The 23,008-nt window shown below is 42.4% G+C and carries 31 protein-coding genes; 9 read left to right on the top strand and 22 right to left on the bottom strand.

What is annotated here, in order from left to right; all coding sequences use genetic code 11:
* Nucleotides 1–102: 102 nt before the first annotated feature.
* The 5 genes from AAFN85_RS17450 (at nt 103) to AAFN85_RS17430 (ending at nt 4,196) form a co-directional block, all read left to right on the top strand.
* On the top strand, nt 103–294 hold the full coding sequence (locus AAFN85_RS17450) for a hypothetical protein (RefSeq protein ID WP_347528886.1): 192 nt from the start codon (nt 103–105) through the stop codon (nt 292–294).
* 1 nt (nt 295) lies between these two features.
* Nucleotides 296–1,495 carry a sensor histidine kinase gene (locus AAFN85_RS17445; protein WP_347528885.1) on the top strand — a complete coding sequence of 400 codons (1,200 nt, stop codon included), beginning with the start codon at nt 296–298 and terminating at the stop codon, nt 1,493–1,495.
* A gap of 134 nt (nt 1,496–1,629) precedes the next feature.
* A complete protein-coding gene (locus AAFN85_RS17440; protein WP_347528884.1) occupies nt 1,630–2,223 on the top strand; it encodes a DUF2252 family protein in 594 nt (197 codons plus the stop codon).
* Entirely contained in the window at nt 2,220–2,855 is a 636-nt protein-coding gene (locus AAFN85_RS17435) for a DUF2252 family protein (RefSeq protein ID WP_347528891.1), read from the top strand. Before AAFN85_RS17440 ends, AAFN85_RS17435 begins: the two co-directional genes overlap by 4 nt.
* Before the next feature lie 207 nt (nt 2,856–3,062).
* Entirely contained in the window at nt 3,063–4,196 is a 1,134-nt protein-coding gene (locus AAFN85_RS17430) for a hypothetical protein (protein ID WP_347528883.1), read from the top strand.
* Between the two features lie 34 nt (nt 4,197–4,230).
* Here AAFN85_RS17430 and AAFN85_RS17425 read toward each other — a convergent pair whose 3' ends face one another.
* The 4 genes from AAFN85_RS17425 to AAFN85_RS17410 all read right to left on the bottom strand — a co-directional run bounded on the left by AAFN85_RS17425 (nt 4,231) and on the right by AAFN85_RS17410 (nt 6,318).
* Nucleotides 4,231–4,455, bottom strand: a complete 225-nt coding sequence (locus AAFN85_RS17425; RefSeq protein ID WP_347528882.1) for a hypothetical protein — start codon at nt 4,453–4,455, stop codon at nt 4,231–4,233.
* The gene (locus tag AAFN85_RS17420; protein ID WP_347528881.1) at nt 4,452–4,835 is read right to left on the bottom strand and encodes a TraR/DksA C4-type zinc finger protein; all 384 of its coding nucleotides are present in this window, start codon (nt 4,833–4,835) and stop codon (nt 4,452–4,454) included. The genes AAFN85_RS17425 and AAFN85_RS17420 overlap by 4 nt, the downstream gene beginning before the upstream one ends.
* 613 nt (nt 4,836–5,448) lie before the next feature.
* Nucleotides 5,449–6,117 (bottom strand): flavodoxin family protein, encoded by a 669-nt coding sequence (locus AAFN85_RS17415; RefSeq protein ID WP_347528880.1) that lies wholly within the window; start codon nt 6,115–6,117, stop codon nt 5,449–5,451.
* Between the two features lie 45 nt (nt 6,118–6,162).
* Nucleotides 6,163–6,318, bottom strand: coding sequence for a lmo0937 family membrane protein (locus tag AAFN85_RS17410; protein ID WP_114940841.1), 156 nt, complete (start codon nt 6,316–6,318; stop codon nt 6,163–6,165).
* A gap of 123 nt (nt 6,319–6,441) precedes the next feature.
* Here AAFN85_RS17410 and AAFN85_RS17405 point away from each other — a divergent pair, with 123 nt between their 5' ends.
* On the top strand, nt 6,442–6,894 hold the full coding sequence (locus AAFN85_RS17405; RefSeq protein WP_347528879.1) for a low affinity iron permease family protein: 453 nt from the start codon (nt 6,442–6,444) through the stop codon (nt 6,892–6,894).
* A gap of 52 nt (nt 6,895–6,946) precedes the next feature.
* On the opposite strand, the gene AAFN85_RS17400 is transcribed toward AAFN85_RS17405, so the two are convergent.
* The 9 genes from AAFN85_RS17400 to AAFN85_RS17360 all read right to left on the bottom strand — a co-directional run bounded on the left by AAFN85_RS17400 (nt 6,947) and on the right by AAFN85_RS17360 (nt 12,660).
* The gene (locus tag AAFN85_RS17400; RefSeq protein WP_347528878.1) at nt 6,947–7,510 is read right to left on the bottom strand and encodes a hypothetical protein; all 564 of its coding nucleotides are present in this window, start codon (nt 7,508–7,510) and stop codon (nt 6,947–6,949) included.
* Nucleotides 7,507–8,064, bottom strand: coding sequence for a DUF1543 domain-containing protein (locus AAFN85_RS17395; RefSeq protein WP_347528877.1), 558 nt, complete (start codon nt 8,062–8,064; stop codon nt 7,507–7,509). Before AAFN85_RS17395 ends, AAFN85_RS17400 begins: the two co-directional genes overlap by 4 nt.
* Nucleotides 8,061–9,767: an FAD/NAD(P)-binding protein gene (locus tag AAFN85_RS17390; RefSeq protein ID WP_347528876.1), complete on the bottom strand. Its 1,707-nt coding sequence runs from the start codon at nt 9,765–9,767 to the stop codon at nt 8,061–8,063. The genes AAFN85_RS17395 and AAFN85_RS17390 overlap by 4 nt, the downstream gene beginning before the upstream one ends.
* Before the next feature lie 48 nt (nt 9,768–9,815).
* Complete coding sequence (locus tag AAFN85_RS17385; RefSeq protein ID WP_347528875.1) at nt 9,816–10,166, bottom strand: hypothetical protein; 351 nt, start codon at nt 10,164–10,166, stop codon at nt 9,816–9,818.
* A gap of 169 nt (nt 10,167–10,335) precedes the next feature.
* Nucleotides 10,336–10,482 (bottom strand): hypothetical protein, encoded by a 147-nt coding sequence (locus AAFN85_RS17380; RefSeq protein ID WP_154402481.1) that lies wholly within the window; start codon nt 10,480–10,482, stop codon nt 10,336–10,338.
* Between the two features lie 88 nt (nt 10,483–10,570).
* The gene (locus AAFN85_RS17375; protein ID WP_347528874.1) at nt 10,571–10,888 is read right to left on the bottom strand and encodes a hypothetical protein; all 318 of its coding nucleotides are present in this window, start codon (nt 10,886–10,888) and stop codon (nt 10,571–10,573) included.
* Between the two features lie 309 nt (nt 10,889–11,197).
* Entirely contained in the window at nt 11,198–11,392 is a 195-nt protein-coding gene (locus tag AAFN85_RS17370) for a cold shock domain-containing protein (RefSeq protein ID WP_091207888.1), read from the bottom strand.
* A gap of 268 nt (nt 11,393–11,660) precedes the next feature.
* The gene (locus AAFN85_RS17365; protein WP_347528873.1) at nt 11,661–12,143 is read right to left on the bottom strand and encodes a DUF4385 domain-containing protein; all 483 of its coding nucleotides are present in this window, start codon (nt 12,141–12,143) and stop codon (nt 11,661–11,663) included.
* 61 nt (nt 12,144–12,204) lie between these two features.
* Nucleotides 12,205–12,660 carry a PA2169 family four-helix-bundle protein gene (locus tag AAFN85_RS17360; RefSeq protein ID WP_347528872.1) on the bottom strand — a complete coding sequence of 152 codons (456 nt, stop codon included), beginning with the start codon at nt 12,658–12,660 and terminating at the stop codon, nt 12,205–12,207.
* Nucleotides 12,661–13,120: 460 nt separating this feature from the next.
* Between AAFN85_RS17360 and AAFN85_RS17355 the strand changes: the two genes are divergently transcribed.
* Nucleotides 13,121–14,326 carry an FAD-dependent monooxygenase gene (locus AAFN85_RS17355; protein ID WP_347528871.1) on the top strand — a complete coding sequence of 402 codons (1,206 nt, stop codon included), beginning with the start codon at nt 13,121–13,123 and terminating at the stop codon, nt 14,324–14,326.
* Nucleotides 14,327–14,332: 6 nt separating this feature from the next.
* Here the strand turns inward: AAFN85_RS17355 and AAFN85_RS17350 are convergent, their stop codons facing one another.
* The 7 genes from AAFN85_RS17350 to AAFN85_RS17320 all read right to left on the bottom strand — a co-directional run bounded on the left by AAFN85_RS17350 (nt 14,333) and on the right by AAFN85_RS17320 (nt 19,000).
* Nucleotides 14,333–14,863, bottom strand: coding sequence for a 2'-5' RNA ligase family protein (locus AAFN85_RS17350; protein WP_347528870.1), 531 nt, complete (start codon nt 14,861–14,863; stop codon nt 14,333–14,335).
* Nucleotides 14,845–14,982, bottom strand: a complete 138-nt coding sequence (locus tag AAFN85_RS17345; RefSeq protein WP_347528869.1) for a DUF2256 domain-containing protein — start codon at nt 14,980–14,982, stop codon at nt 14,845–14,847. Before AAFN85_RS17345 ends, AAFN85_RS17350 begins: the two co-directional genes overlap by 19 nt.
* A gap of 98 nt (nt 14,983–15,080) precedes the next feature.
* Entirely contained in the window at nt 15,081–15,770 is a 690-nt protein-coding gene (locus AAFN85_RS17340) for a MarR family winged helix-turn-helix transcriptional regulator (protein ID WP_347528868.1), read from the bottom strand.
* 36 nt (nt 15,771–15,806) lie between these two features.
* The gene (locus AAFN85_RS17335) at nt 15,807–16,874 is read right to left on the bottom strand and encodes an oxygenase MpaB family protein (protein ID WP_347528867.1); all 1,068 of its coding nucleotides are present in this window, start codon (nt 16,872–16,874) and stop codon (nt 15,807–15,809) included.
* Between the two features lie 13 nt (nt 16,875–16,887).
* Nucleotides 16,888–17,532: a flavin reductase family protein gene (locus AAFN85_RS17330; RefSeq protein WP_347528866.1), complete on the bottom strand. Its 645-nt coding sequence runs from the start codon at nt 17,530–17,532 to the stop codon at nt 16,888–16,890.
* A gap of 17 nt (nt 17,533–17,549) precedes the next feature.
* Nucleotides 17,550–18,077 carry an isopentenyl-diphosphate Delta-isomerase gene (gene idi, locus AAFN85_RS17325; RefSeq protein ID WP_347528865.1) on the bottom strand — a complete coding sequence of 176 codons (528 nt, stop codon included), beginning with the start codon at nt 18,075–18,077 and terminating at the stop codon, nt 17,550–17,552.
* Between the two features lie 86 nt (nt 18,078–18,163).
* The gene (locus AAFN85_RS17320) at nt 18,164–19,000 is read right to left on the bottom strand and encodes a phytoene/squalene synthase family protein (protein ID WP_347528864.1); all 837 of its coding nucleotides are present in this window, start codon (nt 18,998–19,000) and stop codon (nt 18,164–18,166) included.
* Between the two features lie 396 nt (nt 19,001–19,396).
* Between AAFN85_RS17320 and AAFN85_RS17315 the strand changes: the two genes are divergently transcribed.
* The gene (locus AAFN85_RS17315; RefSeq protein ID WP_347528863.1) at nt 19,397–19,585 is read left to right on the top strand and encodes a YtxH domain-containing protein; all 189 of its coding nucleotides are present in this window, start codon (nt 19,397–19,399) and stop codon (nt 19,583–19,585) included.
* A 4-nt stretch (nt 19,586–19,589) separates the two neighbouring features.
* Nucleotides 19,590–20,708: an AI-2E family transporter gene (locus AAFN85_RS17310; RefSeq protein ID WP_347528862.1), complete on the top strand. Its 1,119-nt coding sequence runs from the start codon at nt 19,590–19,592 to the stop codon at nt 20,706–20,708.
* Between the two features lie 45 nt (nt 20,709–20,753).
* Here the strand turns inward: AAFN85_RS17310 and AAFN85_RS17305 are convergent, their stop codons facing one another.
* Nucleotides 20,754–22,373: a HAMP domain-containing sensor histidine kinase gene (locus tag AAFN85_RS17305; protein ID WP_347528861.1), complete on the bottom strand. Its 1,620-nt coding sequence runs from the start codon at nt 22,371–22,373 to the stop codon at nt 20,754–20,756.
* Nucleotides 22,374–22,473: 100 nt separating this feature from the next.
* Nucleotides 22,474–22,917 carry a hypothetical protein gene (locus tag AAFN85_RS17300; protein ID WP_347528860.1) on the bottom strand — a complete coding sequence of 148 codons (444 nt, stop codon included), beginning with the start codon at nt 22,915–22,917 and terminating at the stop codon, nt 22,474–22,476.
* Between the last annotated feature and the right edge of the window lie 91 nt (nt 22,918–23,008).

The raw sequence follows: 23,008 nt of genomic DNA, 5'->3' as shown, positions 1-23,008 counted from the left end.
CCGGTATAGGTAATATTGCCGCGCGCATGTTTGGGCCGGTAAATTTCAAAAACCATATGTCGTACAACGGCATTGTGGGCCATAACATACCTAATACCATGAATGATCAGCAATACCCTGTTGGATGAATTTAACCAGGTGATGCTTTGTTCTGACGGGATTAAAACCCGCATCGACCTTGCAAAATATCCGTTAATGTATAAATACGATCTTTCCGTTTTAGCTGCCGCCATATATAAAGACCATGCACGTAAAAACGACGACATGTCGGTGATCATAGCAAAAGTTAAATAAAATGACAGAAGTAGTAAGCATCTCGCTCGAGAATGAAATGGACCTGGTGCTTGCTCACAAGCGGTCGATGAAGGTTGCCGAAAAGCTTGGGTTAACCATAGCAACACAAACAACATTTGCCACCGCGGTATCGGAAGTGGCCCGCGCCATTATTGAATACACGGATAATGGTACGCTTACTATAAGTATCGAACAAAACAAAACACGGTACGCGTTAAAGGCCAATGTAATATTCAATACCGAAATTAAACTAACCGCTGGCGATGAAGGTTTTTATTATGCCCAAAAGCTGGTGCCCGAGTTTGAATTAACCGGCCAAAATGGTGGTTATGTTATAGATATGAAGCTGGGGCTACCACGGTCATTAAAGCTTGACGCGGTTAAGATCGGCATACTTAGAAAATTCTTTCACGAGGAACTGCCCCTTAATGCTTACGAAGAAATAAAACGACGAAACTCGCACCTGCACAAACTAACTGCGGAGCAGGAAGAGGAATTAAGACGAACAAAACTAATAGACGAAAAGAAAACCGAATTTATCTCCATTGCCAGCCATGAACTTAAAACGCCTCTAACTGTTTTAAAAGCCTTCACTCAGATGGCAAAAACTACAAAAGAACCTGTTTCCGATCGGTTGAGAGGAGTATTGAATAAAATAGACCTGCAGTCTAATAAGCTTAATTCGTTAGTTCAGCAACTCCTTGATATTTCACGGGCGGAAAACGGTAACCTGCACTATGCTATGCAACAAGTAAAGCTAAATAGTTTTATTGCGGATCAATTGGCTGTTATGCAAAGCATTATGCCCAACCATACTATTAACAGCGCTTTGGGCGAGGATATCGACGTAATGATAGATATCTTACGGATGGAACAGGTTTTTTCAAACCTTTTGGGCAATGCCGCGAAATACTCACGTACTAATACAAGCGTAGAAGTTAGTTCAGGCCTCAATAGTGAAGGGCATATTACCATATCAATTAAAGATCAGGGTATTGGTATGTCGGCCGATACGATGACGTCAATTTTTGATAAATTTTACCGCGCCGAAGATGTCAGTAAAACCCACGCCGGATTGGGTATGGGGCTTTATATAACCTCAAAAATTGTGACCGACCATGGCGGTAAGATCTGGGTAGAAAGTAAAGAAAATGAAGGATCTACTTTTCATTTCAGTTTGCCTAATTGTGAGGTTGCCTGAGTGCACTTTGACTAAAAGTTTTTGACTGCTACCAGCCAATTCTATTCCTGCAGAGGTGATCAAAAAAAGCCATGGATTATTAAACATTAATCCATACCAAGTGTTGCAGCTTTACCATTTGAACCGGCATATCCATGTCTGCATTATCCGAACGATTAATTGAATTTAATAGCGGCCGCCTGCCCGAAATGGTGGCGCTGAAATATGAAGGTATGGCCGAAAACCATTTTCGGTTTTTCAGGGGAACCTGTCATTTATTTTATGAGGATTTAGCCAAAGCTTCGCCCCTGCCCCTCTCACCATTAGGTTGGATCTGCGGCGACCTGCACATTGAAAATTTTGGCAGTTATAAAGGCGATAATAAGCTGGTTTATTTCGACCTGAACGATTTTGACGAAGCCGTACTCGCCCCTGTTTGCTATGAACTGGCCCGGATGACGGCCAGTATTTTTATCGCTTTTGACAATCTTGGTTTCGAGCCTGAAAAAGCTTTAAAAATGGCTCAGTTGTATATCCGCGATTATGCGAATACATTGTTGAACGCAAAAGCGATCAGTATAGAACCGCGTACAGCAAGGGGAATTGTGAAGGAGTTTTTGAACAGGGCAGATCATAGCAATGAGAAAGATTTGCTAAAAAAGCGCACCATCAGCAAAAAACGGAAGATCATCCTTTCGCTGGAAGATGAACGCCATTTTAAGCTGGATAAAAAGCTAAAAGCGAACTGAAATCCCATATCAATGATTGGGTACAGAACAGTGATGATGGCCCTTACAATTACGAGGTTATCAGCACGGTTTTTCGCCTGGCCGGAACCGGAAGTATCGGCGTAAGGCGTTATCTGTTCCTTTTAAAAAGTACCAACACGAAAAACAAATACCTGATGCTGGATATGAAGCAGTCCATGCAATCGTCTGTGTATCCTTATCTGCCGGTACAACAGCTGGATTGGCCTAATGAATCGGAACGGATTATCAATATCCAGAAACGCATGCAGCAGGTGCCAGCTGCCTTGTTAAGTACCACCACATTTCGCGGCGATACTTTTGTGATCCAGGAACTGCAACCGGTTAAAGACACTATTAAATTTAAACAATTGAACAATTACCGGGATATGTACCAGGTGATCAGTGATATGGCAACGCTCACCGCTTCCTCGCATTTGCGGAGCGGCGGCATGCAAGGCTCTTCCATTATTGACGATCTGATCGCTTTTGGGAAATCGGAAGAGTGGCAACCACTACTGATAGATTATGCGGAAAATTATGCAGCGAAGGTAAAATCCGACTACAGGCAGTTTATCAAGGATTATAAAAAAGGCTTGTTTAAGCAGAAACTTGCAGATGATGTTATTAGATAACGCATGTGTGTTTACAGCAATCGCCGATAGGGACATCCTCTATATGAAAAACCTACGAAGAAAGTATCCGATAAAGGAGTAAAAAATACCGCCAAATAAAATAATTAGGATCCTTTAACCGGATTTTTATTTATTATATTTATTGCTCAGTCTTTATTCTCCCACGTAGATTTTATGGAATTATGCGCTTTAACAAAAGAGGTGGCTGTGGCAGCCAATCTCTGTTTCGATCAGGAAGTGCATTTATTTTTACGCGAATGGGTTAACGGGCATCAGCAAAATACACTATTGCAATTTGAACAACCCTTTGATGAATATATCATAAATGATGCTCTGCGGGATTTCTTTTTAAACACGAGGCATCCTATTCAGCAGTTATTAAAAAAACGCTTCATTGCCTGCCATTTAGGCCGCCGCTCAAAAGTAGTTTATTTTGATCCCCTTAGCGGTGATCCATTATTGGCGGCTACGGAGCAGCGGATATATAATCTTGCCCGCCGTATGGATAGCGAAAGTATGCATGTGCCGTTCCGCGCTATTCACCCCAACAAGCAGACAGAAGCAGGTGATATGGCTGATATCGGCACCTACCACACTGATTCGGAGCTTTGCTACAATAGCGGCAATCATTTTATGAGCCGCCCCGCAAACGAGAATGTTTTTAATGAGAACAGAAAACGTTGCATAGCAAAATCGGAAGGCCGGTTGCACATCCTGTTTAAACGCGGTTTTTTGGAAGATAGATTACAGGATATTAAAATACTCGCCGCCACTATGCAAAACGAATGCGAAAGCGTGCCGCAGTTTTTTGTTATTTATAGCAGGCATTCGCAGCAGGAAGGGCATTTCGGTACCTCTCTGGTAATCATGGATCCAACTAACCCCGACTTTCCAATGCGGGTTTTAGTTTGTGATACCTTGCTTAAAGATCTGCCGCGACATCCACGCTGGTGGAATTATTTTATTGAAGAATATTCGAACGTTTTCGGCCTGGGTATAACCGAGATCATAGAAGACCTCTCCCATCCACTGCAAAAGGTGAACGTAAAAGGTGATCATCCCTATAATCACGATTGGGACTGCCCCTATTATGCGGCCAGCATGGCCGAAGCACTGGCAGATTTGGTGAAAACCAATCCAGAGATGATATTAAATGGAAGCATCGAAACGATCCACAACGCGATGAAAAACCTGATGCCGGATTATTATAAAAAAGATCATGACTTGAAAGATAGACAGGAGATCCGCAAGGCAAACCGTTTAAAGCGTTGGTTAAGCGGACGTGAGGTGATCAAAAACCTGGTAATTGAGATCAACCGGAAATCATCGTACGAACTTTAATTGCAATGGAGGCTTACCAGGGAGTTGCGGCAAATTAATCCAGGATAATATACCACTGGTTGTCGTTATTTAGTGCATAAACCAGGCCGTCACTCATTTCATAAATATCACGGCCGTACTTTTCATTATGATAAATCTTTTCATCGCGAATAACGGTACCGTTATTTTCTATCCGCAAAAATAGCAGTAATGCGCCAAGATTAGGCGCGACATCTTTGAGATGCCTCGCCTCGCCTTCTTTAATAAATGCCGAACTCACGCCTGTTTAAGTTTTGCTTCCATGCTCTGGGTAGTGTGCGGAACAGCACGCAGGCGCTCTTTGGGAATTAGTTTACCCGTGGACCTGCAAATACCATAAGTTTTGGTTTCAATACGCATCAGAGCGGCTTCAAGCTGCTCAATAAACTTTTTCTGACGTGCTGCCAGTTGATTGGTTTGCTCTTTCTCAAAAGTAGCTGAGCCATCTTCCAAAGTCTTGCCAGCTATCGCGGCATCGTCGCCATTTGAGTTAGCAGCGCTAAGTGTTCCAACCAGTTCTTGTAGCTCTTCTCGTGCCATACTGATCTTGTCCTTGATCAATATTTTAAACTCATCTAATTCTTTATCGTTGTACCTTGTTTTAGTATTTCCTTGTTGCATGATGAGGTTAACAATGATTTATATAAATGGTTGCATATAATCTAAAAAGGAGTAGCTATACTGTAAACCAACAATTAAAGCCTATTCAAGATGGCAAAGGCATCTCGCTAAACGATTTACCTTACTTAAATTTCATTCAAAAATTGACGAGTCTGCTAAACCAATAAATCAAATTGCAGCTTTTTAAAGCTTGTAATTTGATTTATTTACTTGTAGAAAATTATCCCAACTCTCGCAGCCGCAGTAAACCGACAATACATGTAGTGTAAATAAGGATGGCCCGAATTTGCTCCCTGTTAGGCCAAACAACCTGCTCATCGTAACCTGGCTCAAATCAAGGTTTGTTTCCTTTTTAATTTGAGCAGTTAGTGATGCTATATCCGCCAGACCAACCGATTTCAGCCCTGCTTTAACATATACCTGCTTTTTCAATAATTCAATTTCCGATCTTAAACGCTTTCCTGACACTAACTTCTTCCCTTCTGATTTTAAGCCTATTACGTACTTAAAATCAGAATGTTACTTTTATTGTGTAATAAATACACAATAAAAAAAGACCGCTCAAAAGCCCATTTTAAAGTTTTCCAATTATTGATTCTTTTCTTGTCTAAGGCTATTCGTCATCTTCGGCATCGCTTTCGGCTTCCGCTTTTTTGTCCTCTTCAAGCAAGTTGGTACCTATCGGGTTAGCAGCAAGTAGTTTGGCAAACCAGGCCAGGTTAGTAGTCATATAACGAAGCGTTTTGTTGGTGTACAAATAACGTTCCCCACCGCCCTCAACGTAATCTTTTTCGCCGCCGGCCATTCCAACCCAATACGCATTCACATTTGGAGGAATCGTAAAGCCTACTTCCTGCAGCGCCCAAAGTACCTGTGCGGCACTGCTATGAGCGCCATCTTCATTACCGGTTACCAAACAGCCTCCTACTTTGTTATAGGGCATGTATTGGCCGTTTTCTTTGCTGCTTAATTCTTCATCCCGGAAGATAGCGTCAAGCCGTTCAATTACTTTTTGCGATGTGGATGCCAAATTCCCCATCCATATAGGGGTGGCAATAATAAAGATCTGGCAGGCTTTGATTTTTTCCAATATCAGTGGCCATTGGTCGCCTTCTCCTTCATCCGAAGAGTTGCCGGTCAAAACCTTGTAGTCGTTCAGTCGGATGATTTCGGTTTCAAAACCTTGTTCTTCCAATTGTCCTGCAGCCTTCTCCGCCAGCGCACCAGTATTAGAAAAATAAGGGCTGCGCTTAAGTGTACAATTAATGATTAACGCTTTCATAAGTAGATTTGTAAATTAAACTTTATTTGCCGAAAACATACTCGCCTAAACTACCGATCTCCCCCTGATTACGCCCAGGAGCACAGCGATAACAGCGATAACCAATAAGATGTGAATTAAGCTACCTGCAGCATAAGCAAATGTCCCGATGGCCCAGCCAATTACCAGAATAACGGCGATGATGTAAAGTATAGAGTTCATGTTTAATATTGCTAAAATGTTCATACCAACAAGTTGTTAAAACCCGATATTGTTTTGTATTTATAATTAATTAATTTTCAAACAAATACATCTTTTATTCCTTTGTTGGCATAACCTCCTTCAATGAAACAGAAAAAGAACTTATTCGAGCGTTTTTCAAACTGGGCTACGGCAGCTACCGGTAGTTCCGCGGCTTTTATTATCGCAATTGCCGCTATCGTCATTTGGCTGTTAACCGGGCCGTTGGCTAAATACTCAGATACCTGGCAATTGATCATTAATACAGGTACAACCATCATTACATTTCTGATGGTGTTCCTGATCCAAAAATCCCAGAATAAAGATTCAAAAGCCATTCACCTGAAGCTGAATGAACTTCTGGCAGCGCACGAAGGGGCCAGCAACAGGATGGTTGATATTGAAGACCTTACCGAAAAAGAACTGGACCATCTGCATAAATTCTACCAACAGTTATCAGATCTGGCTGAAAATGAAGACGATATTACCTGTACCCATTCTATTGATGCCGCGGGTGAAAATCATAAATTGAAAGCGGTGCGCTACAAGAGAAAATAAAATCTGACTATCACTGATTACTGATATTCTTAATCGTTTGTTTACCCTGCATTTACAGATCAGTAAAGCTATTTGATGTTAATTTGGAAAGAGAATCATTGATCAAGCTCATGGCCTTCAAGTGCAGGCTTGGCTTGCCACTCTTCATAACAGCTAAAAGCAAACGCTTTTTCGATAGATATTTCAAAGCGTGTTTAAGATCGTACCTTAGTACCCAACCGATATTGTAGATCAGGTCAGCATATTTAACGGTCTGTGCAGTAGAGCTAATAGCGGCTAAGCGGGCACCCTCTCTCGCTTTCCTATCCTTCTTTTTAAATTCGGGATAATTTTTCTTCGTGAACACGTCTGTCAGTTCTACAGTACAATTCATGATCAGGTGCGCTTCATGGTATGTATAATCAAAACCGATTAATGCCGAAAGAAGTTCTGCCTCGATTGTTTCGGTATCTTCAAAAAGATCATGACAAAGGCCTGTTTCGTAACCCAAAGGGATTATGGAGGCTAACTCGGCAACAGCAATAAGATGATCGATGTAAGGCTCGGCGGTGCGCCTGATCAGCTGACCTTTGTGCCGCTGTTTTATCCAGTCAAGTAATTTATCCCTACGGTTCATTTAAGCTTATCCAGTTTAAAATAGCCTAAATGAATCTCATCCTCAGGCATATTGCTGCCATCGCCGAAAACGACCTGGTACTTGGCTTTCAGGGCCGGCGACAGTAAATCCTGGATATTGTGAACACTATCCACATCAATCCCGTATTTTTCATCAATATGAGCGGTGGCAATGCCCTTTAACGAGTTGGTGTTAAAAAAAAGGCTTTTTTTTGCAAATTGGATAGCATCTTGACGGCTATTTTGTATTGTGAGCATTGTGTAGTGCTGTTCTTCCAGCTTTCCTGTAGTGTAGCCGCCAAGATTTAGAAAGAATAGTTTGTTAGCAGATACGGGACTTTCACCATTTAAAGGAACAACCTGCACTGTAAAACCATCAATCTTAGTTACTTCCCGCCAGCCGTCAATGTGCAGGCTACCACCCGCCTCCGGCCAGAACGCCCGGACTTCTTGCACTAAGTCGGGTAAGCTTTCGGCAATGCCAAAAAAATAATCATGTTGTTCAACTACCCTGCCAGGTGCTTCAGCTCCTAACAGTAAAAGGTATAACTTCATAGCATTAATCTTTCAATAATGATACCAGATACCTCTTCACTAAAATCAAGACCGGAATAATCCGGGTTATACCCTCCGATGTAAGGCACTGCCATCATATAGATCCGTTCATTAAAAGCACCATATGCATCCATCACCTGGAAATGATCATTGATAGTAATGCCGGAGACTTTTAAATAGTAATCGCCCCGTTCATCCTTCGAAACCGGCTTACCTGAGTTCATCGCCTTCAGCCCTTCCTCTGCAGATTGAAATTTGAGTTTGGCTGGCGTAACAGTTCGCTTTTCAATCAGGGTTTTAAACGGAAGGTCCTCAAATGCTAAATGCGGTTGGCCTACGCAATCTATGTATGTTTGATAGTGTACATTTTGCTCGTTTTTTTGCTCGTCTATATAGTGGTAAATGGCACCACCTCCATTATTGGGTTCTACCCTACTCTCATCGCCAACCGGGATCAGCTCCAACACGCCTGCCTGGTGTAGCGCCAGTAACTCTTCGCTCGAACTTTGAGGTATATAAGCGATAACGATCGAAATAAGTGGTGTAAGGGAATGCTGTAATCGCTGCATATCCTCGGCAGAAAGATGTTTAGCGGGATAGTTTAAAGCAAAACTTAAAACACCCAGCATTTCCTTCCAATAGATGGATTTTTTATGTTTGATAGATCGCTCAGCTTCGGCATATTCGGCCTTTAATAATTGAAAAGGGTCGAGTTCCTCGCGCAAAGCCATCATGTTATCCACAAATTCTTCAAGGCGCATATCTTTGATCTTCTCATAAAACCCTGGTTCTTTTTCCTTTATTGGCAATTTAAAATCCCGTTCAAAAATATAATCCAACGACAAAAATCCATCGTTGGATTTGATATGTGTTTTGATCTCGTCTTTGCTCAGCAAGCTATCATTTGATAGATGCGAATCGTCCAGATGAAAACGTACTGCAGGCAGCATGCCATTCCGGGTATGCATCACCATTTTAAAATCTGGATGCGAGGCGAGAGGTGTATAAAAAAGCTTGCCATTTTTGTCTTTATCAAAAGTACCGTTATGCCGGGCAATTGTCCGGATAGCATCAACGGCGGTGAGTGATGAACCTTTTATGGCAACCGGGTGGTTAAGCTTTAGGGCGAGTTTCACCGGCGGATACGGCGAATCAAAATAATTTGGGATACTTCCCTCATGCTTCCTCGGCCAGTTATGGCCGGTGCAAATGATCACGTGATCAAATTCGGATTGCTCGCCATCTTCGGTTTCTATAATTACCGCCCCTTTTTCAGGCCGATCAATAATATCTGATACCGTGGTATTGTAATGCACATGATAAGTGATACCAGTTTCCCGGGCCTGTTTTTGAAGCAGGTCGAATTGCGCGCTGAGATATTGGCCAAACAACAAACGCGGCAGTACTTTGTATTCGTTAAAGCGGGCGGCGTCCATATGGTATTTATCCAGCGTATCTTTAGAAATGGTCTTGACCCAATTATCCAGAGCAGTAACCAGGGGTGGTATCTCATTGCCCGACACATTGGTAATATGCTCATCATTGGCGCCTTCAGCACTATAGGGCATGCCTGATCCTAATTTATTTTTGCGCTCGAAAATGGTAATACTCAGATCTGTGTTCCCTGTATTTACCAGTCGCTTGAACATGAACAGGCCGCTTGGGCCTCCGCCCAGTATGGCTATGCGTTTTTTACCTTCCAATTTATTAAGACTTGGGGATTAGATAAATGATAATATTAATCGTGGCGGCTAATTATCTTTTATTTGGTTCCAGAGAGCAGGGTTATCGCGGATATTGCTCAGGTGTTCAATCACTTCCTGCACTTCATCATGATTTAATTCCCGTTGCCCATCTGCAGTATAAGTGAAGAGTTTGCCAGGTAATTCAAATGTGATGTAACCGAAATACTCAGGATCTTTAATTCGTTCGAGGTGCAGGGTACTTTCTTTGCTCCTGCTTATCAATGGATTACCAGCGCCGATATCGAGAAAAATACTGTACGTATGGGTAATTATCGTATGACCATTCAAATGGGCAGCTGTATCCGGGATCACCATTAACGGGTAACCTTGTTCGAGTTGAAAAAATAGCGGGTTCATGCTGCTGTAAATGTTTACAGCTACTACAATATGCAGCCTGTTTAGTTTTAGCCAGGCAACCTAAAATATTAGTAAATAATAATTTCTCTTATAAATTAAGCAAAACCATTCATTCTAAAAAGATTATGAACAAAACAGACAGATCACCGATCTCGAGTTTATCGTAGGTTTAGCGGGAGCTTATTTTACCGGAACCATCAGCAACTTTAATGGCATAAGTTGATCGGATGGCCATAAATGCAAAAAAAACAATTGTGCTGATGGCAAGTATAATGTAGATATAGTCTACGGTTTTAAATGAGTTCTCTTTGGTCATAATATGTCAAGAATTCAAATATAACTATTTATTTTACAGGCATTAAGAACACCTCACTCCGTGTGGCTTTAATCGTAAATCAATGATATTAACGCCATTCCTCCATCGGGTTGTACGCAACCAGATATTGTAATTCGTTAACGTGAATAGCTTTCAATGGAATAGGTTCTGTGAGCGGAAACGAGAGGGCCGTTTCAACCATGCTTAGCATTCGGGCAAGTTGCTCAATACCTGGTTCAACAAATACGCTTACACGATATTGTTTCTCAATCGCTATTTTGTCGGCTTTACTAACCAATTTCAATTGCCATGGCTTATCTTGTTTAAAACCATGTTCTATTGCTATGTTCCGTAGATCAAACAGGTATTCCATTACCTGCGTGTTTATAAGTCTGTTTGTCTTCAATCTTTTTTCTTTTTATTAATTGTTACAATATCGCTTGATGCCGATTTTTTGCCTGCCTGATAATCTGAAGTCGACTTATTAACCGCCTACTGCGGGAGCCTTTTTTACGTTTTTACTGCCTTTATCTCTACTCATGATTGTTTTTCGATTAATACCGCTTCAACATGCGTTTTTCAGGAAATCACTTCAACAATTTCATAAAATTGTGTTTGTATATTCAACCCTTATTTGTGGCTATCGAGGTTAGAAACGACAAAAAAGCATCCAATTTTATCAATGGATGCTTCAGCGAATTTGATATTGTGATGATTAGATTACTTTAACATTGATCGCATTAAGACCTTTGCGGCCCTCTTCTACATCGTAAGCTACCTGGTCGTTATCGCGGATTTCGTCAATTAAACCTGTAACGTGCACGAAAATTTCACTTCTGTTGTCATTTTGCGAAATAAATCCAAAGCCCTTTGTGGCGTTAAAAAATTTCACAGTTCCTTCTTTTTGCATTATATCTTTTTTAATAAGTACGCAAGGTACAAATTAAATTTTGTTATTTATTTTTTATTTAAAATATTTAACAAAAAGTTAAATTTATTATTACATATCACCTCTACCAATTTGAAGCCTAATGTGCCCGTAGTTTGGTTTTTTCGGATCAGATTGGCTGTCCACCGCTGTCATACCCCGAATTATTTTGGGTAATATTCAGTCTTGCCCTATTACAGGCCATAGCGATCAATTAGTGATTTTTATATGTTTCGGCAGACCATGCTTTTTAACCTCTTTCATGTTTCCACTTCTTTCTCAAGCTGCTGTAAACTATATCGCCTTCTGCTGCTTGCCATCGTTTATAAAAGATGGCTGCTGCTGCCGCTTTCTCCGGCTCTCCGGTTCCCCGCTCCATTTCTGCATAATCATCGTTAGCATCATATTTTTTGCCGCCTTTGTAATTCGCATATCGGCGGGCACGGGTGTAACCCATCTGCAAATACTTGCGTGCCATGTCTGCCCCCACAAAATCACCGTTAGCTATGTAGGTTTCGAACAAATCGAATATTTTTTCGCTGCTCTGTTCGGCGACATCCTCGTTAAGAAAACGCCAATACTGCCCGATCTCACTTTTATAAGGTTCGCAGATCAGAACACCCTGTTCTCCCTTACCTACCCGGTACAACTCCGGGTGTTCCCGATAATTGATATCCGGTTTCCAGGCATAAGAAGACTTGTCAAAATCCAGGTAAGATGGCCGGTTAGTCATATCTAAAGGCATACAAAAAAAAAGCCGCCCGATTAGGCGGCTTTTTAAAATTATCAGTTCATTAGTTTTTAGCAGAATCGCGCAACGCCTTGATCTGGTCATGCGCTGCGTTGATCTCCGTAGCCTGACTGCGAACCGTTTGTACGGCTTCGGCCGGCAATTGGCCGCCGCTCAGGGCATCGTTGTAGGCTTTTTTGATCGCATCCTCACCACGCTCTGCTTCTGAGAGGATACTGGCGCGGTCACTACCCCCGAAGATAGATTTCACATCAATCCATGCACGGTGCAACGTTCCGCCCACACTATTTCCAGTTTCTACTTCGTCGGCGTCGCCAACCAATGCAGCTAACTCCTGGCCATTTTTGCGGCTTTGCCCCGCATAACCCTGGAACAATTCCTTCAGGTCAATGTTTTCGTCTTTAATATCAGCGATCGCTTTTTCAAAACCCGCCACACGGTCGTTGTTAATTTCGATCAGGTCGTTCAGTACGCCTGTTGCATTTGTTGTAGTTGCCATAATGTTTTTCTTTTTAGATAGGCTTCATACAGTCCCAATACCATGCCAAATATCGTCATCTCCGGTATTTTAGCTAACACTATTAATGGAATAAAAGTTGTTGTGTAGGCGCAGACAAACACAAAAAATCATGGCAACTAAAAAGAAAAAGGATCCCTGCTGGTCAGGCTACACTAAAGAAGGAATGAAAAAGAAAGACGGCAAAACTGTACTGAATTGCGTCAAAGATTCTTCTAAAAAGGACTAATCAAGATCAGCAATCATTTCAAGAGAGCAGCATGGTCTCTATAGAGCCATTACATCATTCCGATACAACGCTCTTGATGAGGCTTCAACAATAATTTCAGCAATCAGCTTCAGTAATTCATAATTTTAGCTATACTTTAAAGGCCTGCTTGATGCTGTTAGCATAGGCTAACTAGAAACCAGGCAATTTACAAACACATAACATATCAGGAACATGATGCACGTTAATAAAAAGGTACTGATCTCCGGTGCAAGCATTGCCGGCCCTACACTGGCGTTTTGGCTTGCTAAATACGGCTTTGATGTCACGATAGTGGAACGTTCGAAATCACTAAGAATGGGCGGCCAAAATCTGGATATAAGAGGCGCAGGTCGTGCTGTTGCGAGGATGATGGGCATAGAAAAAGAGATCCTTGCTGCAAATACCGGGGAGATCGGCCTTCAGTTTGTTGATAGCGATAACAAGGTTAAGGCTGCCTTTCCGAGCGATGGTGCCGGCAGCTTCACCAGCGAAGCAGAAATTTTGAGGGGCGATCTTGTTAATATACTGTACAACCGTACGAAAAATGATGTAAAATATGTTTTTGGTAAGTACATAACAGCAATTGACCAGCAAGATAACAAAGTTAATGTAACCTTCAGTGATGATAACAAGGAGGTATATGATTTGCTGATAGCTGCCGATGGCGTTAGGTCAAGCACACGGGCTTTGCTTTTTGGCGATGAGCTCAAAGTTAAATTTATCGGACTATATAATGCCTGGTACACCATCCCTAAAATAGAAACTGACACCCAGTGGGCACGCTGGTACACGGCAACGGGATCAAGGGTTATGTTGATCCGTCCGGATAATCATGGTACTGTCCGGGCATCGTTTAGTTTCCTTTCGGATGATGCTGGTATACAAAAGTTATCAGCAGGCGAACAGAAAAAAATCCTGAAAGAAAAACTATCCGGTGCCGGATGGGAAGAAAAGCGTTTGACGGAAGAGATCGAAAAAAGCGATGATGTGTATTTCGATGGCATCAGTCAGATCCATGCCCCAAGGTGGTTCAATGGTGGTACAGGGATGATAGGTGATGCAGCTTATTGTCCCACCCCCTTAACAGGTATGGGTACAACATTAGCTATTGTTGGCGCTTATTTGTTAGCGGGAGAACTGTCCCGGCATAGTAATCATGAAGACGCCTTCATCGCCTATGAAAAACGCATGCGCCCGTTTGTTGAAAAAGTTCAAAGCCTGCCGCCCGGAGTTCCGTGGCTTGCACATCCAAAATCTAAATTCGGCGTAGCTGTAGTTAATACGGTAGCGGGAATACTGGCAAGCAGTTTTGTAAAAAGGATCGGTAAACTTTTTGAAAGCAAAAACAAGGATGTGACGAAAGATGAAATTAAGCTACCTGATTTTAAAGCCGTTTAATCAACATCATAACTTACTTTGTAATTCATTATCCCACAATCGCTCCGCAAAAGCATAGCTGCATTTATGCAGCCATGGGCCACCCAGATACTGCCAAAGGTCTATACCAAGACTGTCAACCGAAAATGGTTCAAAGCTAACGGAAAGCTCCTTTATCAGCGCACGCGCCCGCTCAGGCGTAGTTTTATTCATAATGGTAATATGGGACCGGAAGCCCTGCAAGTCCTGGGGGATCAGTTTATTTTTAAAATGGGTACCTAATAATTTATGTAATAAATTTAGTTCTGAACACTCCGCCCGGTACGCGACACCCGCACCCAGATTCATCAAGCCGACAATATTCAACGAAAAAGGTTCATAAGCAAAGTCCTTCAATACTTTATAAGTTTCCGGGTCATTTGGCAACTGATGAAAAAGCATTAAATGAGCTTGTAAAAAATTTCTTTCGGGCGGGAAATATAATTGTCGTTTAGTATTAAAGAAGCACTGGCTCTTTTCATCCAACTTCAGCATTAATATCAGCGGTTCTTCCTGCATTTTTCTGAACAATATTTAACTTCATCCCAAACCCTATCCCATTTTTTACGCCAGGTAAAAGGCCTGCCGCAGGTCAGGCAGATTTTTTGAGGCAGATTATGCTTTTTAATCCCTTTCACAAATCGAGCTGTAGTTTAATGGTATCAAATGTTGTGCTGTTTCCCATGTATTTCTACAATACGATCAATGTCAACTATATTCAAACTCATGGTGTAGTTCAATTTAAAGGAGTAATTTCAGTTGCCAGGGTTCTGAGATCTTCTTTGTTTACAATCGTTTTCTTTTCATGGTGTTCCAGATGAAAATCTTCCAGCTTCTGTAAAAGGTATTGTAAGGTGAATTTTTCCGCTACAGTTAATTTGCCGGTAATGATCTTGCCTACATAATTGGTATGTTCAAATACCCGGTATAACAGCGCCTTTCCATCATCAGTAATGGCAATGTGCTTACTGCGTTTATCTTTCTCATCGTCCCATTGCCTTACCAGGCCTGAAGCGATCAGCCGCCTGATCACTTCAGTGCCCGATGTTTTTTCCTGCAGATTATAACCGATCAGTTCCGACTTTGATAAATGATCGTGTGTAAGTAAAATAGCCAACGCGGTAAAATCTTCGCCGGTTTGCAGGGGGGTACCATCCAAAGCCTTTTTGATATAAAATTTAGCGTAACGGCTCATGAAAACAAATAAACGGCCGATGTTATTCTCCAGCTGATAAGCGATCTCCAATGCGGCACGATCATTTTCGCCAAACCTCACTTCGCTATTGGTATTGCTATCAGCAGCGTGACCAACCTTGTTCAATAAAAAACCGGTAAAATCCTGAATGGAAGCTTCCCTACCCTGGTTTTCTTCCTCAAGTTCCGCTACGAGGTTTATCAGTTGGTGAATGAGTTGGTATGATTTCATGGTTTGGAATTAAAATTATCGGCAGATCGTTCAAATTTAGTTTCTTTTAACGAGTTCCGGGTTCTGCGCTTTAAAAGTAGCATAGGCAGCATGATAAACCTTTTTGCTGTCGCCTTCCGGTTTAAAGCTTTTCAACAGGTTCATCGTCTTTATTAAGGTCAGCTTGTATCGGGGCAAGTCCGGAGCATTTATCGCCAGCATATCCGCAATCTCTTGTCCAAGCAGGTAGCGCATTAAGCCCAGGATATCTTCGGCGGTGGCTTTACTTTTATTAACAGACATGATGTGCGCTGTTAGCGAAGAAGTTAATTCTCGCCCTTGAGTTGAAGTTTTAAACTGGCGCTTTTTGATGCTGTTATCTAATTGCTGTGCCATTCTGGAGCTTTCGGGGATCAGGTCCTTGTCTAATCCTGTCAAATATCCAACCACTGCCCAGATGTGCATAAAGGCTGCCTGGTCATCCTGGCTTACGTTAAAACCGAGCAACCGTAAGCCACGGATGACGATAAGTGAAAATGAAAGATTGGTTCCGGCCATATCTTCCTGATTGATAGGAACTCCCCAGGATTGATCCCAATGTCCGTTTGCCAGGGTGTAGTAACGAACAGCGGCATGCATGATACGTACTTTCAGTATCTCTTCGTAAGCATTGCCATTTTTTCCAAAAGCGTCCGGCCCCATCACTTCCCAAACAAAAACAGCGGTATCATAAAGGCGTTTGGTGGTTTGCTTCCGGATCAGTTCTGACAGATACAATACCATCGCGCCGTTGGCCGCTGTGTAGCAATACGGCAAGGATAATAAACCAAGCAAACTCATGATGGTGGTCGAATGCCTGGCATAAAAAGCTGCCCCTTTCTTCATTAAACGGGGTTCAGCCCAAAACGGTAGATTGCCGGCTTTATTCACGATCTCAAAATCCGGAAAAACACCCTTTAAACTATCCAAATGTTCCGGGCCGGACTTCCCGGCCATCCATTCCTGTAACTGCTTTTTCTTTAGCTCATCAGCAAACACGTGCCTTATAAAAGCATCCGCCTGCGGATCAGCCGACAGCCGTTTGAGGTCTAAAAAGTCATTAGTATATAAATTGTGACCGCTCATTTCCTCGTGTTTTTTAATGCTGAAGTGAAGATAAATGAGGCGCTACACCCGGCTTTGCGTAGGCCAGCTGACCGACAGGTTGCGGAAGATAATAGGTATCTAATCCGGCCACGGTCATTGTTTTCGATTTGCCGTGGTCAACAGTTCCATCCGCTGCAATTAAATCATCATCCGTTAGTATGTGCATGATCTCGCCGATAACAATCGTGGTGCCATTAATCTCTATATCAATAATTTCCCGAAGTTCCAGTCCTATGCGAATGTTAGATTCCCCGACAAAGGGTGCCTTGAAGTCCTTCACATATTGTTTATGAAATCCGCAGGTGTCAAATTCTGAAACCCCTGAAGGATAACTTGCGCTAGTTTGGTGCGCCTGCATATACCATTCTGGCAAAACGTTATTTAGGGTGTACTGACCTGTTGATTTGATATTACGCAGCGTGTCATTATGTTCCCGTTCCGGCCTGATCACCAACCCGATCAGCGGCGGGTTTGCACCGAGGTGAAATGCAGAACTGATGATGCACAAATTAGATATGCCGTCATTACTGGTTGTCCCCAACAGGTTTAACGAACGAAAGCCGATCAGGCTATTGATCAGGCTGATCCTGTACTGTTTTTCCAACTCATGGATCTGTTCACTTTTAATATTCAGCATATTTACTTGTTTTTAATTTAACCCTGACCTGCAGAGCAATACATTTCCAGCACCCGTTCCAGGCATATTTTAAACCAGGCAGTATAGTCATCGGGGTGTTTTAATAATTCAAGCAACAGCAAATCAGTTTCCATATACCTGAAACCGGCTACTTCAGCCGCAACCGGCTGGGGTATCTCGTCGCTCATGCCTGCAAATACATGGTCATATTCATGTTCGATCAGCCCGTTTTCAAACTCGTGGCGATAGCTGAATTGAAACAATTCTTTCAGTTCGCAATCAAAACCCATTTCTTCCTGTAAGCGTCGGTGTGCAGCATCAAGTGTTAATTCGCCCAATCGCGGATGGCTGCAGCAGGTGTTTGTCCAAAGGCCGCCGGAATGATATTTATCGAAAGCTCTTTGCTGCAGCAATAATTGTCCCTTGCTGTTAAATACGAACACTGAGAAGGCACGATGAAAGGCACCCACACGGTGAGCCGCCAGTTTTTCCATCGTACCGATACCCAGGCCATTTTTATCAACAATCACAATGCTATCATTCATCTTTTTTCTGTTTTAATTTACCGTTTTCCCGCTTCCATCTTTTAAAACGCAATTGATTTACCAGTATCTTAAAAGGCATAAAGCCTTTACAACACATTTAATTTGTACCTGATCAGGGAATCAAACATCAGGTAAAATTTATGGCCGTTAGATACCCTTATACGTTCCGACATTACTTTTTCAGCCGGGACTTTAGCGATCTTTCGGAATAACTGCTTGTAATAAACATAAGCCAGATAAACCCCTTTGCGGCATGAACGCGGTAATTGCCTGATCCCATTTAAGGCTTCATTTAATTCTTTTAAGATATCTTCCTCGATAGCCCGCTTGTTTTCATCAGAAAACGCCGACAGGTCAACGTCGGGAAAATAGGTCCGGTTCAATTCCCGATAGTCTGCATTCACATCCCGGAGAAAATTCACTTTTTGGAAAGCCGCACCCAGTTTCATGGCGGGTATTTTTAAGCGTTCGAATTCCTCCCAGTTACCATTGGTAAATACATGCAAACACATCAGCCCCACAACCTGGGCAGAGCCCATGATATATTCATCATATTTTTCTGAAGTATAAGCCTGATCTTTAAGGTCCATTTCCATACTATTCAAAAACTGGATAATCAACTGGTGTTTTATGCCAAATTGATTAACTACCTGCTGGAAGGAATTAATTACCGGGTTAATACTTATTCCCCTTTCAATAGCTTTAAAAGTATCTGACTTCAATTCAGCAAGCATCAATGACTTTGGGTAGTCATGAAAACTATCCACGATCTCGTCGGCCAGCCTCACAAAACCATATATCGCGTGTATCGGACGCCGGACCTCCTTTTTAAAAAAGAATATCCCGAGAGAAAAGCTGGTACTGTAAAGCCGGGTTGTTTCCCTGCTGCACGTTGCTGATAATGTATCGAATCTTTCTTTCATCTGTAGTTGGGGGATCGTGTAAACAGTTGGGCTAAAACTTTAATATTTATAAAGATGATAAACGTATCAGCAACCAATCTGCCTAACAATTATAATACAATATTGAATTATAATTGTTTTTTAAGAACAATTATGTACTAAATTGATTACAACCTACTTCTCTCACCTAACAAGGCAATCATTTTTTTTCAATGGATTTATTGATCCATCTGATTCAATTAGATAAAATTCTGTTTCCGCTTATGAGTTAACCTCCCCCGGAATTCCCAAGGAACTTGTTGCTTTTGCCGGAGCTTTAGTGTTATTCATCGTCACATGCCTTTGCATGGTGTTGGTTTGTTCTTATCAACCTGCAATTTGGTGGCATCATAGTTGACCATATCAATGAAAAAACTTATGGGCACGATCAAGACTTTTTTATTAGGCGCAGGAACAGCTTATGCTATCAACTTCATTACCAGGAAACGAATAGACGGAACCTCAATACTGGACGAGTTATTGGACAATCCTTCGTTATTTATGAACAAGGCGAAAGACTACGCAATAGCAGAAATAGTACATACGGTAAAACAAAAATTAAGGTAATACTGTGGATATACAACAATTCAAGGGATTGCCGTTTTATTTAAAACTGGCCGCCGTACTTTTCAGCCTGATCGCATTGGTTTGGATCGTGATCATCGCAAAGGAAATCCTTTCGCCATTAATATTTTCCTGTCTGTTTTCCATTTTATTACTCCCTTTTGCCGCTCTTCTGGAAAATAAGCTCCGGATACCGCGCAGTGCAGCATCAATGCTCGCGGTTTTAAGCCTGCTGGCCTGTATTGGCGGACTGCTTTATGTGATCGGTTCCCAGGTGTCAGACCTTGCGAGTGACTGGCCACAGTTCCAGAATCAACTACATAAAACGCAAAATGACGTTATGGAATGGATCGGTTCGAGTTTTCACGTCACGCGGCATAAGCAACTTACTTTCGTAACAAATACCACTAACAAAGTAGTTGCGTCCGGGGGATCGGTCGTAGGCGCAACATTGTTATCCTTGTCGGGAATGCTGCTATTTTTAGTTTTTACTTTTATCTATACTTTTTTCTTTTTGCTATATCGCAAACTGATCATGCGTTTTTTGGAATCGGTTTTTGAAGAAGATAACAAAAAAGTGGTGCATGACATTGTTGAAAAAGTGCAGTTTATGATCCGGAAATATATCACAGGGCTTCTAATCGAAATGGCCATTGTTGCGACAGTAGTTAGCGTTGCTTTTATGATCCTGGGAGTTAAGTATGCTATCTTGCTGGGTTTGATCACTGGTTTGTTCAACATCATACCCTATATCGGAATATTCACAGCACTGGTGTTAAGCGCCGCCGTTACCTTCGCTACATCACCAGAGCAAATAACGGTGATTTATGTGATAATTACCTTGGTGGTCACACACCTTATCGACAGCAATATATTGTTGCCATTAGTTGTGGGCTCTAAGGTTCGGATCAATGCGCTGATCACAGTATTGGGTGTGATCATTGGTGAAATGGTCTGGGGCATCCCAGGTATGTTTTTGTCCATACCTGTAATAGCAGTTCTGAAAATAATTTTTGACCGGGTTGAAAGCCTCAAAGCGTGGGGTATAATACTCGGCGATGAGGAACCGAAGCAAAACCGGCTGGCAAAGAAACTAACGGCCAGGAAAAAAACAGTCGCAACGTGATTCGTCGTCCCGGTTCAAGTACCAGGCGAAGCCATTTTTTCCCGACTAATCCATAACAAGGAGGTTCTCTGATATTTTATAAGGGATCCAAAAAGATATAACTGTTCCCTGATTCACTTCGCTTTCGAGGGAGATCTCACCGCTCTGACCGTGGATCAACTCGCGACACAGATACAACCCCAGGCCGGTGCCGGGCTTTTGCCCTCCGGCCTGGTAATATGGCGTGAACAACTGCGCCTGCCTGTTTGCGGGAATACCCGAGCCGGTGTCGCTAACCACCACGCTTAATTGGTAACCGGGACTATGTTCTACAAGTTCAGCTGTCACTGAGACGCTTCCCTGATCAGTATATTTAATGGCATTGCTTAATAAATTCAACAATACTTGTTTAAGACGAAAACTATCACCCTCAACAATGGTGTCGGAGTGCCCATTCCATAATAATTTCAATTGCAGGTTTTTATTTTCAGCCATAAAACGCATTGCTTCGATTGATTCGGCTATAGCTTCTCTTGGTTTAAAAGGCCCGCTTTGCCGCGTTTCCGCATAGCCCTGCTCCAGCTTGCTGGCATCTAATACATTATTGATCGTTTCCAATACAAGGCCTGAGGCCAGCGTGATCGCCCCCAGCTTCTGTTCCTGTTGAGCTGACAATACTGTTTTTTTCATTGTAAAAACCGCACCATTGATAGCCATTAACTTATTACGGATCTCATGGCTCATAATGGCCAGGATCTCCGATTTTTGACCGGCCAACCGTACAGCGCGGCTATTTTCCACGCGTATCCGCCGTTCCGCCCAACCGGCACGGCGAACATAGATCACCAGTAAAACGATAAAGATCAAAACGGCCACAAGCGAGATGCCGGTAAACGTATTTAGGTCGCCTGTTGCTGAAGCATAAGCTTTTAAAGTCGCTTCCCTGCTTTGTTCATAAGCAATTTGGTCTATATCCTGTAACTGCCGCGTCAATTGCCGCAGTTGGTTCAACAAATTAAGGTTAGCTGTTACCAGCGCCTGTCCGGACAATGCCATCCGTCCATACTGCGAGCCGAGTTCGGCCAGCAATCGTTTTGCTGCTACGTTCGAAAGGCCGGCCTTTTCCCGTTGACGCTGGTGTACCGTGAGTACTTTCACCGATTGCGTGGTATGAAATGCATCTTTTAGCCTGCGCAGCAAACTGTTTTTTACTGTTTCCTTTTTTGTGGTTACGATGGTATCGGCACTAACGAGCACAGATGATGTATGCTGGAGATCACCCCGGTTATGGATGCGGTCAAAAGTGGTGACCCGAAGTAACGAATCAAAATTTTTCCTTAGGCCGAATAACTGTCTCGATAAATTAAGTTTTTGCTGCAGCTTTTGTTCAAGTTGCCTGCGGCTTTCCGGTAGGGAACTGTCCCCACCCTGCCGGTAATGATCAATGATCAAATTCATTCCGCGAAAGATCGTATCCAATCGCCGCTGATAAATAGCCAGATCGGCCGGGCTTCCGTCAGCCGCAGCTTTCTGGAAATTGTTCTCCGCAACATCCAGGTCTACCAAAAGCGCGGTGATCCCCTGACGGTAAGAAGGAGTTTTTAATTGCTCAGCTAATTTGTCGAGTTTATGCGTTATAGCGCGCCTTAAAACAAAAGATCCTGTTGTCACCAAAAAGGTGAACAACAGGAAAATAATAAAAACCCGGTTAATTATCCCTGAAAAATTTCCTGCCTTTGTTGCCATGTGTTGATTGACATTGAACACTTATATCCTTCATAAAGTTTCAGACCTGATCTTGTTGCAGCTTCACGATCTTTTCTCTAATCTTTTCGATATCTTTATTCAGGTCTTTGATCTTTTTTTGATCTTTTTTTACTTTATTATCAGCATCTTCCGCATCGCCTGTTTCATTCGCCGCTTTTTTTGCTGCTTTGGCCGCTTTACGCGCGTCACCGGTATCACCGCCTACAGCAGAAGACGCTTCACTTCGGCTTTTTTCCTGTGCTTTACTTGAACTTTTTGATGCTTCTTCGGCAGCGGCCTGTTCATCAGGCAAACGGTTTTGAACTTTGGTCAGTTCCGCCTGCAGATCGGTCAGCTTTTCATTTAATTTGCGTAACTGATTGTTAATCTTCACCGTATCGCGTTTGGTAGAATCATTTTTTTCAGCAGCCCGGGCAAAGGTTCCTAAACCAAGCATCAGGGCAATCATTATTATCTTTTTCATGGTCGTTCTTTTAAATTATGCTCAAATGAACGCCATAGATAATTAGTTGGCAAGCCGCTTCGACCAAAACGAATTTCCGGCCGACGAAAAC

This window comes from Mucilaginibacter sp. CAU 1740, assembly GCF_039839285.1.
Classification (GTDB): Bacteria; Bacteroidota; Bacteroidia; order Sphingobacteriales; family Sphingobacteriaceae; genus Mucilaginibacter.
This window is presented reverse-complemented; position numbering and strand designations above follow the sequence as displayed.

What these genes read in the sequence shown, in the direction of transcription:
- AAFN85_RS17450 (WP_347528886.1), top strand. Translation starts at nt 103, where the DNA reads ATGATCAGCAATACCCTGTTGGATGAATTTAACCAGGTGATGCTTTGT.
- AAFN85_RS17445 (WP_347528885.1), top strand. Translation starts at nt 296, where the DNA reads ATGACAGAAGTAGTAAGCATCTCGCTCGAGAATGAAATGGACCTGGTG.
- AAFN85_RS17440 (WP_347528884.1), top strand. Translation starts at nt 1,630, where the DNA reads ATGTCTGCATTATCCGAACGATTAATTGAATTTAATAGCGGCCGCCTG.
- AAFN85_RS17420 (WP_347528881.1), bottom strand. Translation starts at nt 4,835, where the DNA reads ATGCAACAAGGAAATACTAAAACAAGGTACAACGATAAAGAATTAGAT.
- AAFN85_RS17415 (WP_347528880.1), bottom strand. Translation starts at nt 6,117, where the DNA reads ATGAAAGCGTTAATCATTAATTGTACACTTAAGCGCAGCCCTTATTTT.
- AAFN85_RS17410 (WP_114940841.1), bottom strand. Translation starts at nt 6,318, where the DNA reads ATGAACTCTATACTTTACATCATCGCCGTTATTCTGGTAATTGGCTGG.
- AAFN85_RS17405 (WP_347528879.1), top strand. Translation starts at nt 6,442, where the DNA reads ATGAAACAGAAAAAGAACTTATTCGAGCGTTTTTCAAACTGGGCTACG.
- AAFN85_RS17400 (WP_347528878.1), bottom strand. Translation starts at nt 7,510, where the DNA reads ATGAACCGTAGGGATAAATTACTTGACTGGATAAAACAGCGGCACAAA.
- AAFN85_RS17395 (WP_347528877.1), bottom strand. Translation starts at nt 8,064, where the DNA reads ATGAAGTTATACCTTTTACTGTTAGGAGCTGAAGCACCTGGCAGGGTA.
- AAFN85_RS17385 (WP_347528875.1), bottom strand. Translation starts at nt 10,166, where the DNA reads ATGAACCCGCTATTTTTTCAACTCGAACAAGGTTACCCGTTAATGGTG.
- AAFN85_RS17380 (WP_154402481.1), bottom strand. Translation starts at nt 10,482, where the DNA reads ATGACCAAAGAGAACTCATTTAAAACCGTAGACTATATCTACATTATA.
- AAFN85_RS17370 (WP_091207888.1), bottom strand. Translation starts at nt 11,392, where the DNA reads ATGCAAAAAGAAGGAACTGTGAAATTTTTTAACGCCACAAAGGGCTTT.
- AAFN85_RS17365 (WP_347528873.1), bottom strand. Translation starts at nt 12,143, where the DNA reads ATGACTAACCGGCCATCTTACCTGGATTTTGACAAGTCTTCTTATGCC.
- AAFN85_RS17360 (WP_347528872.1), bottom strand. Translation starts at nt 12,660, where the DNA reads ATGGCAACTACAACAAATGCAACAGGCGTACTGAACGACCTGATCGAA.
- AAFN85_RS17355 (WP_347528871.1), top strand. Translation starts at nt 13,121, where the DNA reads ATGATGCACGTTAATAAAAAGGTACTGATCTCCGGTGCAAGCATTGCC.
- AAFN85_RS17350 (WP_347528870.1), bottom strand. Translation starts at nt 14,863, where the DNA reads ATGCAGGAAGAACCGCTGATATTAATGCTGAAGTTGGATGAAAAGAGC.
- AAFN85_RS17340 (WP_347528868.1), bottom strand. Translation starts at nt 15,770, where the DNA reads ATGAAATCATACCAACTCATTCACCAACTGATAAACCTCGTAGCGGAA.
- AAFN85_RS17335 (WP_347528867.1), bottom strand. Translation starts at nt 16,874, where the DNA reads ATGAGCGGTCACAATTTATATACTAATGACTTTTTAGACCTCAAACGG.
- AAFN85_RS17330 (WP_347528866.1), bottom strand. Translation starts at nt 17,532, where the DNA reads ATGCTGAATATTAAAAGTGAACAGATCCATGAGTTGGAAAAACAGTAC.
- idi (WP_347528865.1), bottom strand. Translation starts at nt 18,077, where the DNA reads ATGAATGATAGCATTGTGATTGTTGATAAAAATGGCCTGGGTATCGGT.
- AAFN85_RS17320 (WP_347528864.1), bottom strand. Translation starts at nt 19,000, where the DNA reads ATGAAAGAAAGATTCGATACATTATCAGCAACGTGCAGCAGGGAAACA.
- AAFN85_RS17315 (WP_347528863.1), top strand. Translation starts at nt 19,397, where the DNA reads ATGGGCACGATCAAGACTTTTTTATTAGGCGCAGGAACAGCTTATGCT.
- AAFN85_RS17300 (WP_347528860.1), bottom strand. Translation starts at nt 22,917, where the DNA reads ATGAAAAAGATAATAATGATTGCCCTGATGCTTGGTTTAGGAACCTTT.